Source organism: Frondihabitans sp. 4ASC-45 (genome assembly GCF_049472575.1).
Classification (GTDB): Bacteria; Actinomycetota; Actinomycetes; order Actinomycetales; family Microbacteriaceae; genus Frondihabitans.
In genome coordinates this window covers 324,790-335,584 of the sequence record NZ_JBCEBN010000002.1, presented here as the reverse complement: position 1 = coordinate 335,584, position 10,795 = coordinate 324,790, and the positions used below count along the sequence as shown (strand labels likewise).

At 67.5% G+C, this 10,795-nt stretch carries 16 protein-coding genes; 2 read left to right on the top strand and 14 right to left on the bottom strand.

The window, feature by feature from the left end; translation table 11 throughout:
* Positions 1-10 precede the first annotated feature (10 nt).
* On the bottom strand, positions 11-961 hold the full coding sequence (locus tag VH571_RS05155) for an aspartate carbamoyltransferase catalytic subunit (RefSeq protein ID WP_194604734.1): 951 nt from the start codon (positions 959-961) through the stop codon (positions 11-13).
* The gene (gene pyrR / locus VH571_RS05150) at positions 958-1,524 is read right to left on the bottom strand and encodes a bifunctional pyr operon transcriptional regulator/uracil phosphoribosyltransferase PyrR (RefSeq protein WP_194604731.1); all 567 of its coding nucleotides are present in this window, start codon (positions 1,522-1,524) and stop codon (positions 958-960) included. Before pyrR ends, VH571_RS05155 begins: the two co-directional genes overlap by 4 nt.
* Before the next feature lie 111 nt (positions 1,525-1,635).
* Between pyrR and VH571_RS05145 the strand changes: the two genes are divergently transcribed.
* Positions 1,636-2,265: a hypothetical protein gene (locus VH571_RS05145; protein WP_423263606.1), complete on the top strand. Its 630-nt coding sequence runs from the start codon at positions 1,636-1,638 to the stop codon at positions 2,263-2,265.
* 34 nt (positions 2,266-2,299) lie between these two features.
* Here the strand turns inward: VH571_RS05145 and VH571_RS05140 are convergent, their stop codons facing one another.
* From VH571_RS05140 to VH571_RS05105, 8 genes are all read right to left on the bottom strand, one after another.
* Positions 2,300-2,641 (bottom strand): immunity protein Imm33 domain-containing protein, encoded by a 342-nt coding sequence (locus VH571_RS05140; RefSeq protein WP_423263605.1) that lies wholly within the window; start codon positions 2,639-2,641, stop codon positions 2,300-2,302.
* A gap of 30 nt (positions 2,642-2,671) precedes the next feature.
* The gene (locus tag VH571_RS05135; RefSeq protein WP_423263604.1) at positions 2,672-3,241 is read right to left on the bottom strand and encodes a suppressor of fused domain protein; all 570 of its coding nucleotides are present in this window, start codon (positions 3,239-3,241) and stop codon (positions 2,672-2,674) included.
* Positions 3,238-3,579, bottom strand: coding sequence for an immunity protein Imm33 domain-containing protein (locus VH571_RS05130; protein ID WP_423263603.1), 342 nt, complete (start codon positions 3,577-3,579; stop codon positions 3,238-3,240). Before VH571_RS05130 ends, VH571_RS05135 begins: the two co-directional genes overlap by 4 nt.
* A 185-nt stretch (positions 3,580-3,764) precedes the next feature.
* Entirely contained in the window at positions 3,765-4,208 is a 444-nt protein-coding gene (locus VH571_RS05125) for an OsmC family peroxiredoxin (protein WP_055957942.1), read from the bottom strand.
* 43 nt (positions 4,209-4,251) lie between these two features.
* The gene (locus tag VH571_RS05120) at positions 4,252-4,692 is read right to left on the bottom strand and encodes a MarR family winged helix-turn-helix transcriptional regulator (RefSeq protein ID WP_423263602.1); all 441 of its coding nucleotides are present in this window, start codon (positions 4,690-4,692) and stop codon (positions 4,252-4,254) included.
* Between the two features lie 134 nt (positions 4,693-4,826).
* On the bottom strand, positions 4,827-5,243 hold the full coding sequence (nusB, locus tag VH571_RS05115) for a transcription antitermination factor NusB (protein WP_055957945.1): 417 nt from the start codon (positions 5,241-5,243) through the stop codon (positions 4,827-4,829).
* Positions 5,244-5,257: 14 nt separating this feature from the next.
* Positions 5,258-5,821, bottom strand: coding sequence for an elongation factor P (gene efp, locus VH571_RS05110; RefSeq protein WP_055957947.1), 564 nt, complete (start codon positions 5,819-5,821; stop codon positions 5,258-5,260).
* Between the two features lie 140 nt (positions 5,822-5,961).
* Positions 5,962-6,768, bottom strand: a complete 807-nt coding sequence (locus tag VH571_RS05105) for a dienelactone hydrolase family protein (RefSeq protein WP_423263601.1) — start codon at positions 6,766-6,768, stop codon at positions 5,962-5,964.
* A 53-nt stretch (positions 6,769-6,821) separates the two neighbouring features.
* Here VH571_RS05105 and VH571_RS05100 point away from each other — a divergent pair, with 53 nt between their 5' ends.
* Positions 6,822-7,328 (top strand): hypothetical protein, encoded by a 507-nt coding sequence (locus tag VH571_RS05100; RefSeq protein WP_423263600.1) that lies wholly within the window; start codon positions 6,822-6,824, stop codon positions 7,326-7,328.
* A gap of 28 nt (positions 7,329-7,356) precedes the next feature.
* Here the strand turns inward: VH571_RS05100 and VH571_RS05095 are convergent, their stop codons facing one another.
* Genes VH571_RS05095 through aroC form a run of 4 tightly spaced genes read right to left on the bottom strand, consistent with a single transcriptional unit; the run spans position 7,357 to position 10,776 of the window.
* A complete protein-coding gene (locus tag VH571_RS05095) occupies positions 7,357-7,923 on the bottom strand; it encodes a type II 3-dehydroquinate dehydratase (RefSeq protein WP_423263599.1) in 567 nt (188 codons plus the stop codon).
* A complete protein-coding gene (aroB, locus tag VH571_RS05090) occupies positions 7,920-9,047 on the bottom strand; it encodes a 3-dehydroquinate synthase (protein ID WP_423263598.1) in 1,128 nt (375 codons plus the stop codon). The genes VH571_RS05095 and aroB overlap by 4 nt, the downstream gene beginning before the upstream one ends.
* Positions 9,044-9,559 carry a shikimate kinase gene (locus VH571_RS05085; RefSeq protein WP_423263596.1) on the bottom strand — a complete coding sequence of 172 codons (516 nt, stop codon included), beginning with the start codon at positions 9,557-9,559 and terminating at the stop codon, positions 9,044-9,046. Before VH571_RS05085 ends, aroB begins: the two co-directional genes overlap by 4 nt.
* On the bottom strand, positions 9,559-10,776 hold the full coding sequence (aroC, locus tag VH571_RS05080; RefSeq protein ID WP_423263595.1) for a chorismate synthase: 1,218 nt from the start codon (positions 10,774-10,776) through the stop codon (positions 9,559-9,561). Before aroC ends, VH571_RS05085 begins: the two co-directional genes overlap by 1 nt.
* Between the last annotated feature and the right edge of the window lie 19 nt (positions 10,777-10,795).

Here is a 10,795-nt window from a genome sequence, read left to right as displayed (position 1 = left end):
TGGTCTCTTCTCAGTTCGTGACGCCGGCGGCGAGGGTCAGATAGAGCACGGCCATGCGGACGGAGACGCCGTTCGTGACCTGCTCGAGCACGGTCGATCGGGGCGAGTCGGCCGCCTCGTCGCTGATCTCGAGCCCGCGGTTCATCGGCCCGGGGTGCATGACGAGGGTGTGCTCGGGCAGCCCGTGGAGGCGTGCGGCGCTCAGGCCCCAGGAGCGGGCGTATTCGCGGCCGTTGGGGAAGAACGCGTCGTTCATGCGTTCCTGCTGGATGCGCAGCATCATCACGACGTCGGGCTTCACTCGTGCCAGCGCCTCGTCGAAGTCGTAGAAGACGTCGGCGTCGAAGGCGGCGACGCCGTTCGGCAAGAGAGTCGGCGGGGCCACGAAGGTGACATGGGCGCCGAGGGTCTTCAGCAGCCAGGCGTTCGAGCGGGCGACGCGGGAGTGCAGCACGTCACCGACGATCATGACCTTGACGCCGTCGAGGTCGCGTCCGCGAGCGGAATCGCCGAGGATCCGGCGGCGCATCGTGAACGCATCGAGCAGGGCCTGTGTCGGGTGCTCGTGGGTGCCGTCGCCAGCATTCACCACGCCGGCATCGACCCAGCCGCTGGTGGCCAGCACGCGGGGTGCGCCCGATGCCGGGTGCCGGATCACGATGCCGTCGGCACCCATCGCGGCAAGCGTCTGCGCGGTGTCTTTGAGCGACTCGCCCTTCGAGACGCTCGACCCCTTGGCCGAGAAGTTGATCACGTCGGCGCTGAGGCGCTTGGCCGCGGCCTCGAACGAGATGCGCGTGCGGGTGCTGTCTTCGAAGAACAGGTTGACGACCGTGATGCCGCGCAGCGTCGGCAGCTTGCGCACCTCACGGGTCGAGACGGCCGCCATGTCTTCGGAGATGTCGAGGATCTGGATGGCCTCGTCGCGCGACAGGTCGGCAGTGCTCAGGAGGTGCTTCACGACGCTCCCCCTTCGCTGCGGGCGTCGGTTCGCTCGTCGGCGATCGCCACCTCGTCGAGGGCGTCGACCGGTTCGAGCCGGACGAAGATGCGCTCGGCTGTCGAGGTCGGGAGGTTTTTGCCCACGTAGTCGGCTCGGATCGGCAGCTCACGGTGGCCCCGGTCGACCAGGACCGCGAGCCGGACGGCTTTGGGACGGCCGATGGCGCTCAGCGCGTCGAGGGCTGCCCGGATCGTGCGGCCGGAATAGAGCACGTCGTCAACGAGCACGACGGTCTTGCCGTCGATCCCGCCGCTCGGCACGGTCGTCGGCCTGGGCGCACGGGTCGGCTGTCGGCGGAGGTCGTCGCGGTAGAGCGTCGCGTCGATGGCGCCGACGGGAACGGCCTGGCCGCTGATCGACTGGAGGGCCTCGCCGATGCGATCGGCGAGAACGACGCCGCGAGTGGGAATGCCCATCACGACGAGATCGTCAGCGCCACGGTTGCCTTCGAGGATCTCGTGGGCGATGCGCGTGAGCGCGCGGGTGATGTCAGCCTGACTCAGCACGGTGCGTGTGCTCAATCGGACCTCCCTTCTCCGTCTCTCTGGACGGCTCTTAAAGGTGGGTCGTAAGAACGTGTCCAAGCCTAGCGGTCTCGGCGGGCCGGGGACGTCGGGCGGTAGGGTCCCCTCGTGACGTCCGCGAGCGAAAAGGGCACCTGGTTCGAATTCGACAGGTCGGCGTTTAAGGCGCTGCTCGCTCGGCAGGGTCGTCTCTTCGTAGGGTTGATGGTGGTGGCGAGTCCCCTTCTCGTCTTCAACCCCCGAGAGCGATTCGACACCTCCCCGTGGGACTTCGTTCCTCTGGGTGTGGCCTTGGTGATCTCCGCGGCGATCATGGCGGGTTCCGCGCTTCTCCTCATCGCAATCATCGGGGCGACCGACCGTCGGGTCGCGATCGATCTAGCCGGCCGCCGGTTGCGCGTGGGATCCCGTGTTCTCGGCTTCGACGTCATCGACACGGCGTCGGTGGTCACTCCGACGAGCGACCCTCGGCAGGCCCTATCGATCCGCTTCGGCCAGGGCCGATCCCCTCGTCGTCGAGCCACGATCCTGCTTCTCCGCGACGACCACGAAGTGCTCTCGGACGAGACGAAGAGGGTGCTGCTGGCGGCTCTGGCCCAGTGTCCGCTTGTTCGGCCCACGAGTCCGTATGATCCGAACGGCCGGTTCGCTTCGGCCAACTTCCCGGGGACTCTGGATCAGAAGGATGCCCTTGACTTCGTCACGCATCCTCGGCGCGTCCGCGACTCGCTCGGCTGAGGCGTGCCGGGCAGACGGATTGTGCGGGGGTCGGTCACGAGCGCGCGGGAAGCTCCACGTCTTCGTGCGTCGCGCTGTCGACGAACTTGCGCGAGCCGTCGGCCCCCTGCACGAACATGAAGTCGCTGCCGACGGGGAAGTCGTAGATGGCGAGCACGAGCGGCTCGATCTCGGCGACGCGGTTGAAGTCGGCGAGCTGCATGTTTCCAGGCGTGTTGACGAAGTCCGCGTCGTCGTCCTGAGACATGAAGCGCCAACCGTTGTCTTCGGGCGCCACCGACGGTTCGCGGAACGCCCACCCGAGTGCACTCGAGCCGTTGAGGAACTTCGACGAGGCGATCGAACCGCCCGCGTTCGGGATGAATTTAGTGGTCACTGCCGTCACCGCGCTTTCGAGCCGGACCGATCAAAGCGCCGACGCGCGGCCCAGGTCGTAGAGGTCGATATCGTTCGCCTCGAAGACGTCGATCAGGGCGTCCGCGTCGTTCGCTTCGAAGAACGTGAATTCGGCGTCGGTGATCGGTATCGCCATCAGCCACTCGATGTGGGTCTCGTCGTCGACGAGGGGTTCGAAGTCGCCCGCCCATCCGAACTGATACCAGATGAGCGCGTGCGGCGTCGTGACGTCTTGCCCGTAGCCTTCGAATACGCGCGGGAAGACGCGCTTCGGCTGGATCTGGAAGCGGTCGTGGGCCAGATTGAACGCACACGAAGACAGGCCGCCCGAGAACGCGGTCGTCGAGTCGGCAGCGATGCCGACGACTTCGACTCGAAGCTGCCGCGGGCCGATCGTCGTGTCGTTGTCGAACGCGCTCATGCCGATCGTGGAGTATGAGGTAAGTCCGGGTTCGGGCGAGGGCGTGCAGCTCAGGATCTCCACGGAGTGCTCTTCGGACTCGTCGTAGAACTTCACGACCCGGGGTGTACCGCCGAAGATTCCGGCGGCCGTTCTCGCGATCGTGCGGAGGTCGGTCACGGGAGGTACGGCAGCGCGACCTCTTCGCGCGTCGTGCTGTCGACGAACTTCCGGGCCCCGCTGGGCTCGATGACGAAGGTGAGATCGGTGCCGACCGGAAACCCGTAGATGGCGATGACGGCGGGCTCGATTTCCGCGACTGCATTGAAGTCGGCGACCCTGATGTTGCCGGGCGTGTTGATGAAGGTCTCGTTGTCGTCTTGCGACAGGAATCTCCAGCCGTTGTCTTCGGGCGCGACCGGTGCCTCGCGGAAGGCCCAGCCGAGCGGGCTCGAGCCATCGAGGATGCGAGTCGATGCGAGCGAATCGCCCGCATGCCTGATGAATTCAGTGGTCACGGAGGTACCTCTCCATTCTGGCGACAACTGCGGCGCGGTACGGCACCTTCCCCTACCTCCAACCTAAGCGCGAGTCGCCGAATCCGAAAGCGGCGGTTCGGCGCTGCTCACAGCAAAGCGGCGGCGACAGTGGTCCGAAGACCACCGTCGCCGCCGCAAACGAGCGTGCGCGCGGGGCGCCGCTGCTAGTTCTCGAGCTGGGCGTCGAGCGTGATCTCGACTCCGGTCAGCGCCTTCGAGACGGGGCAGGTCGCCTTCGCTTCGGCGGCGGCCTTGGCGAAACCGTCGGCGTCGACGCCCGAGACCTCGCCGCGAACGGTGAGGTGGATGCCGGTCAGCTTGAAGCCACCGTCAGCCTTGTCCGGGCCGAGGGTGACGTCGGCCTTGACGTCGAGAGCCTCGACGGTGCCGCCGGCGGCACCGAGGATCGCCGAGAACTGCATGGCGTAGCACGACGAGTGAGCGGCGGCGATGAGCTCTTCGGGGCTGGTGGCTCCGTTGGCGTCGTCAGCCGCACGCTTCGGGAACGACACGTCGTAGGTGCCGATTTTCGACGAGCTGAGTTCGACCTGGCCGGATCCTTCTTCGAGGCTTCCGTTCCAGGCGGTGCGAGAGGTGCGAGTGGGCATGATGTCTCTTTTCTTGAGGGGTGGGAATGCGGAGTCGGAAAAGTCAGGCGGCCTGGCGGACGTGCGCCGCGACCGTGGCGATCTGCTGTTGCAGGGAGCGAAGGGCCTCAGGATCCAACCCGGTCGCCTGGCAGATACCGTCTTGGATCGAGGCGGTCGCGCCCCGCAGCTCGGTGCCACTCGCGGTGAGTGACACCTCGACGACGCGCTCGTCGCCCGGCGTGCGAGTTCGAATGACGTGGCCGGAGGTCTCGAGGCGACGGAGCAGGGGCGACAGCGTGCCGGAGTCGAGGTTGAGGCGGTCGCCGAGGTAGCCGACGGTGACGGGCCCCTCTTCCCATAGCACGAGCAACACGAGGTACTGGGGGTAGGTGACGCCGAGAGGCTCGAGCAGATCGCGGTACCGCGCCGTCAGCGCCCGCGACGCGCTGTAGAGCGCGAAGCAGATCTGCTCGTCGAGCAGGGGCGTCGGTGCGGTGGGCATGACGATCACGCTAGCACATTGCGCGCAATAGTGTTGTGCGCAACTAGTCGTCGGGCAAAACGCCGAGTGCCGCCAGATGCTCTCGCCCGGGCTGGGCGGAGAGCATTCGGCGGCACTCGGCGTGAGAGGCCTCGCTAGGACGCGGTCGTGGTCGCGATCCGGCCCAGAAGGCCGTTGACGAAGCTGCCCGAATCGTCGGTCGACAGGCTCTGCGCGAGCTCGACGGCCTCCGAGATCGCCACGGCGTCAGGGATGTCGTCGTTGTGCGTGAGCTCCCAGATGCCGATGCGCAGGATGGCCCGATCGATCGTGGGCATCCGGGCCAGAGTCCAGCCCTGGGAATACGTTTCGATCAGCTCGTCGATCTCGGGGCGATTCTCGATGACGCCCTGAACGATGTCGCGCGCGTAGCCCCAGCTCGAGTTGCGCTCGGGGGTGTCGAGCGCACGCTGCGTCTCGGCGACGAGCGCATCGTCGATCGAGATCTGGCGGATGTCGGCGACGTAGAGCACGTCGAGGGCGCGCTTACGCGCTTTGGTGCGAGCACTCATTGTGGAGACGCGACCTAGTCGTTGACGCGGCCGAGGTAGCTGCCGTCGCGCGTGTCGACCTTGACCTTGGTGCCGGTCTCGAGGAAGAGCGGCACCTGGATCTCGTAGCCGGTCTCGACGGTGGCGGGCTTGGTGCCGCCGGTCGAGCGGTCGCCCTGGAGACCGGGCTCGGTGTAGGTGACCTCGAGTACGACCGACGCGGGAAGCTCGATGTACAGCGGGTCGCCGTCGTGCAACGCCATCTGCACGTTCTGGTTTTCGAGCATGAAGTTCTTCGAGTCGCCGACGATCGTGGCGGGCACGTTGATCTGGTCGTAGTCGGTGGTGTCCATGAACACGTAGCCATCGGCCTCGGCGTACAGATAGGTGTATTCGCGGCGGTCGACGTTCGCGAAGTCGATCTTGGTGCCGGCATTGAACGTCTTGTCGACGACCTTGCCGCTCATCACGTTCTTCATCTTGGTGCGGACGAACGCTCCGCCCTTGCCGGGCTTGACGTGCTGGAACTCGATGACGTTCCAGAGCTGGCCGTCGAGGTTGAGAACGGCGCCGTTCTTGATGTCGTTGGTAGTCGCCATGCGAGGAATCCTTTGAAGATGAGAGAAAAGTGGCTGGTGCACGGCACCCCGAGGGATGCGGCACGTCGGCCGGATTCGGCCATCGACAAGTGTAGCCGACGCTCGGATCACGGGCACGGGAGCGAGCGCTCGGCGAGAAATCAAGAGGTGAGCCGCTCCCGGAGGAACGCCACCACGCGCTCGCGCGCCGCCAGCGCCGGATGGCCCGGTGCCTCACGCACCTCGCTCGTGATCACCGAGTGCGCGTTTTTCGAGAAGCCGCCCTCGTTGCCGGGCGAGGAGTCGAGTTCGATCATCTCGAACGCGTCGCCCAAACGGTTCTTCAGGGTCGCGAAGCGCGCGGCCTGAGCGGCGCGGTCACCCGAGAATCGCAGGCCGAGCGCGCAGACCTCGCCGGCAGAGGCCCGGGCGGCCACGCGGTCGAATTCGGCAGGCGAGAGGCCTGGATCCTTGGCCCGCGCCTTTCCGAGAGGAAACGGAACGGAGGGCTGGCTCAGCACGGACGCCGAAACGGAGTCGTCGACAGCCGCCGCGAGAGCGAAGCCGCCGGTGAAGCACATGCCGATCACGCCCACGCCGGTGCCGGGCGTGCGCGCCGCGAGGTCGGCGGCCACTGCTCGCAGGTAGTCGGTGATGGGCCGGTGCGCACCGACTGCGAAAGCCCTAAATTCTGCCGCGACGCAGAGACGAGCGACCACGCCCAGGACGTAGCCCGTCGTCGGCGCACGGCCCGGCTCTCCGAAGGGCGAGGGCACGACGACGGTGAAGCCCTCGTCGACGAGGTGGTCGGCGAGCCCCAGCACCTCGGGCGTGATGCCCGGCACCTCGGGGATCAGCACGACGCCCGGGCCGGAGCCCTTCTCGTAGCAGTCGTAGGTCAGCCCGCCCCCGGTGTAGGGCACCACGGCCCAGCCGTCGAGCGTGGACACGGGAGCGGAAGGCGTCATGCGGCTCATCGTAAGCCGGATGGGTACGGTGTCGTCATGGGAGTCCACAGGTCGTGAGCGACGACGAGCCCTACGTCCCGTTGAACCGTCGCCCGAACCCCGACCTCGTCTCGTACGGGCCGACCAACGACGACTCCCCCGGGTTCACCATCGGCCTTTGGGCCACGGAGGCCCTCCTGTTCGCCGTGGTCCTCGGCGGATTCACCGTGCTGAGGCCCCTCGGCGATCTCGTCAACGTCGTCACGGCGCTCGCCTCGATGCTGCTGTTCGTGGCTCTCTACGCGATCATCCTTCGGGGTCGGTTGCGAAAGCCGTCGAGGTCGGGTTCGAGATACGTTGTGCGGATCCTCGCCGTCGTCCTTGGGCTCGCAGCAGTGGTGGCGACGACGCTGCTCGGAGTCCGTACCGCCGCGGGAACACCGACGGGTGAACTCGTGCTCCCGGCCGTTGGCACCTGGGTGCTCGGCCAGGCCGCACTCGTGGCGGCTTACTTCTCGCGCATGTTCCGAAGTCTCGCTGACGGCGCCGACCCTCGCGGTCGCACTTCGGGGCCGTCCTAGCCTCACCTGGGAAGCTTTGTCCAAGGTTCTAACGCTGCGCCTGCTCCAGGACGACCCGCTGCTGCTCGGCGACGTGCTGCTGATTGGCGTCGTCCTCGTGCTTGGCGGCGTCTTGCCGACTGGCGACGTCCCTCCGGTCGGCGACGCGCGCCCCCGCGGCGGCGACCGCGAACCGGTACGAGTCGAGGCCGAACCCGGCGATGATGCCGGTCGATACGGCGGAGATGACGCTCGACTGCCGCGACTCCCCCTGCGATACCGGGTTCGTGAGATGCGCCTCGATCACCGGCAATCCGGCCTCGACGACCAGCGCGGCCGCGTCGCGCAACCCGTACGAGTAGCTCGTGAACGCGGCGGGATCGATCACGACACCCCAGCCCCGGTCGGCAGCCTCGTGAAGCCACGAGATCAGTTCGGCCTCGTCGTCGGTCTGCCGAGCCACCACGATGATCGACGGATCGACGGATTCCAACGCGACCAGGAGGCCCGCCGCAGTTCCCGACGACGCCGAATGCGCCGAGGGATACCGCGAATCCGGCCCGCCGACGTCGGGTGAGGTAACGACCAGCACTGTTGCGTGGGTGGCGGTCGTCACGCCCCGATCTCCTGGTAGGCCGCGAACAGCAGACCGGAGTCGGGTGCCTCGAGCACCGTCGGCCGGGCCGTGTCGTCGAGCACGATGAAGCGCAGCATTCCGGCCCGGGTCTTCTTGTCGCGCTGCATCGTAGCGAGCAGCGTGTTCCAGCGGCCGGTCGGGTAGCTGATCGGCAGACCGAGAGACACGAGGATCCGGCGGTGCCGATCCACGACCTCATCCGACAGGCGCCCCGCCAGCCGCGACAGCTCGGCGGCGAACACCATGCCGACCGAGACAGCGGCTCCGTGCCGCCACTGGTAACGCTCGGCGTGCTCGATGGCATGGCCGAGCGTGTGCCCGTAGTTGAGGATCTCGCGGAGCCCTGCCTCGGTGAAGTCTTCGCCGACGACGCGCGCCTTGAGACCGATCGCGAGCTCGATGACGCGCCGGAACTCCGGGGTCGTCGGGTCGACGACGCGATCGACGTCGGCCTCGACGATGTCGAGGATCTCGGGCTCGGCGATGAACCCTGCCTTGACGATCTCGGCGAAACCGGCGAGGACGTCGTTGCGCGCAAGGCCGTCGAGCAGATCGAGGTCGACGAGCACGCCGGCCGGGGCGTAGAACGAGCCGACGAGGTTCTTGCCCTCGGCGGTGTTGATCCCGGTCTTGCCGCCGATCGACGCGTCGACCATGCCGAGCACCGTGGTCGGGATCTGTACGAGCTGAACACCGCGCAGCCAGGTGGCCGCGACGAATCCGGCGAGGTCGGTCGTCGCTCCGCCGCCGAGGCCGATGACGGCATCGGTCCGGGCGAAGTCGGCCTGGCCGAGGATCTGCCAGCAGAAGGATGCCACCTCGACGCGCTTGCCGGCCTCGGCGTCCGGGATCTCGGCGATGAGCGCCTCGTAGCCGCGGGCCAGCAGCGACTCGCGGAGGGCCGAGGCCCGGGCGCCGAGCGGCGGGGCGTGCACGATGAGGATCTTCTTGGTCTGCGGGCCGAGGAGGTCGGGCACCTCCGCGACGACGCCGCGACCGATTCGCACGTCGTAGGGCGAGGCGCCGGAGACGGAGATGATGGTCGTCGGCGTACCCGCCGTCAACGTCTCGGCGGTCGGATCGGTCTCTGGTGCGTCGGTCATGTGGGCTCCGTTTCGACCCACGCCACGATGTCGTCGACGACGTGCGAGAGGGGTCTGTTCGAGGTATCGAGGGTGAGGTCGGCGAGCGAGGCGTAGATGGGGGCGCGCTCGGCAGCGATGCGCTTCCACGCCGCAATGCCGCCGTGATGAAGGAGGGGTCGGTCGGATCCTCGGATTCGGGATTCGACTGCCTCGGGAGTGACCGTCAAGAGAACGACCCGTTCGTCACGAAGTCGGGCGCGGGTGCCCTCGTCGAGCACTGCCCCACCACCCAGCGACACGACGACGGTGCCCGCAAGGGCAGAGATCACCGCATCGCGCTCCAGTTCGCGGAACCCGGGTTCGCCGAGCGACTCGAACAGGGCGGGAATGGGGCCGTGCTCCTTGACGATCTCTTTGTCGGTGTCGACGAAAGCACGACCGAGGCGTTTGGCGACCCGGCGGCCGACGCTGGTCTTGCCGGCCCCCATCGGGCCGATCAGCACGACGGGGCGGTGACGCTCTTCCGACATCAGAACTGGGTCGCGGGGGCGCCGCTCTCGGTCGTCGTCGTGAGGAGCTCGGGAATCGCCGCCAGGTAGTTGGTCATGTTGCGGCTCGTCTCGTCGATCGAGTCGCCACCGAACTTCTCGAGCACGGAGTTGGCGAGGACGAGAGCGACCATCGCCTCGGCGACGACGCCGGAGGCCGGAACCGCGCAGACGTCGGAGCGCTGGTGGTGGGCGCTGGCCGTCTCGCCGGTGGCGACGTCGACGGTCGCGAGAGCGTGCGGCACGGTCGCGATCGGCTTCATGCCGGCACGGACGCGAAGCACGGTGCCGGTCGACATACCGCCCTCCGTGCCTCCGGCGCGATCGGTGTCGCGAGAGATGCCACGACTCGTCTGCCGCAGTTCGTCGTGCGCCTCGGATCCGCGGCGGGTGGTGGTCAAGAAGCCGTCACCCACCTCGACGCCCTTGATCGCCTGGATGCCCATGAGGGCCGCGGCGAGCTGTGAGTCGAGACGGCGATCCCACTGCACGTGCGAACCGAGGCCGGGCGGGAGGTTGTAGGCGAGTACCTCGACGACACCGCCGAGAGTGTCGCCGGCCTTCTTCGCGTCGTCGACCTCTGCGACCATCAGGGCCGACGTCTTGGGATCGAAGCAGCGCAGCGGGTCGCCGTCGAGCGCCTCGAGGTCGTCGAGCGTGGGCAGGGGCCGACCCTCGGGCACGCGGACGGGTCCGATCGAGAGAGTGTGGCTGACGAGCTCGATGCCGAGCTCGGCCAGGAACGACTTCGCGACAGCACCGAGGGCGACCCGAGCCGCGGTCTCGCGGGCACTGGCGCGCTCCAGGATGGGGCGAGCGGAGTCGAAGCCGTACTTCTGCATGCCGACCAGGTCGGCGTGACCGGGTCGGGGCCTGGTCAGCGGAGCGCTGCGACCACGGGATGCCTCGCTCACCTCCACCGGCTGGGGGTTCATGACCTCTTCCCATTTCGGCCATTCGGTGTTGCCGACGCGCAGCGCGATGGGACTGCCGATCGTGCGCCCGTGGATGACACCACCCGAGATGTGCAGCTCGTCTTGCTCGAACTTCATGCGCGAGCCGCGGCCGTAGCCGAGCTTGCGGCGCGCAAGGTCGCTCTGGATGTCTTCGAGGAACACCGGCACACCGGCCGGGATTCCTTCGAGAACGGCAATCAGTTCGGGGCCATGAGACTCACCCGCGGTCAACCATCGAAGCATGTGTCGATTGTTCCACACG

Excerpts from the sequence above, each read along its gene's own strand:
- VH571_RS05120 (WP_423263602.1), bottom strand. The coding sequence starts at position 4,692 with ATGCCCACCGCACCGACGCCCCTGCTCGACGAGCAGATCTGCTTCGCG.
- aroC (WP_423263595.1), bottom strand. The coding sequence starts at position 10,776 with ATGCTTCGATGGTTGACCGCGGGTGAGTCTCATGGCCCCGAACTGATT.
- VH571_RS05105 (WP_423263601.1), bottom strand. The coding sequence starts at position 6,768 with ATGACGCCTTCCGCTCCCGTGTCCACGCTCGACGGCTGGGCCGTGGTG.
- efp (WP_055957947.1), bottom strand. The coding sequence starts at position 5,821 with ATGGCGACTACCAACGACATCAAGAACGGCGCCGTTCTCAACCTCGAC.
- VH571_RS05085 (WP_423263596.1), bottom strand. The coding sequence starts at position 9,559 with ATGTCGGAAGAGCGTCACCGCCCCGTCGTGCTGATCGGCCCGATGGGG.
- nusB (WP_055957945.1), bottom strand. The coding sequence starts at position 5,243 with ATGAGTGCTCGCACCAAAGCGCGTAAGCGCGCCCTCGACGTGCTCTAC.
- aroB (WP_423263598.1), bottom strand. The coding sequence starts at position 9,047 with ATGACCGACGCACCAGAGACCGATCCGACCGCCGAGACGTTGACGGCG.
- VH571_RS05125 (WP_055957942.1), bottom strand. The coding sequence starts at position 4,208 with ATGCCCACTCGCACCTCTCGCACCGCCTGGAACGGAAGCCTCGAAGAA.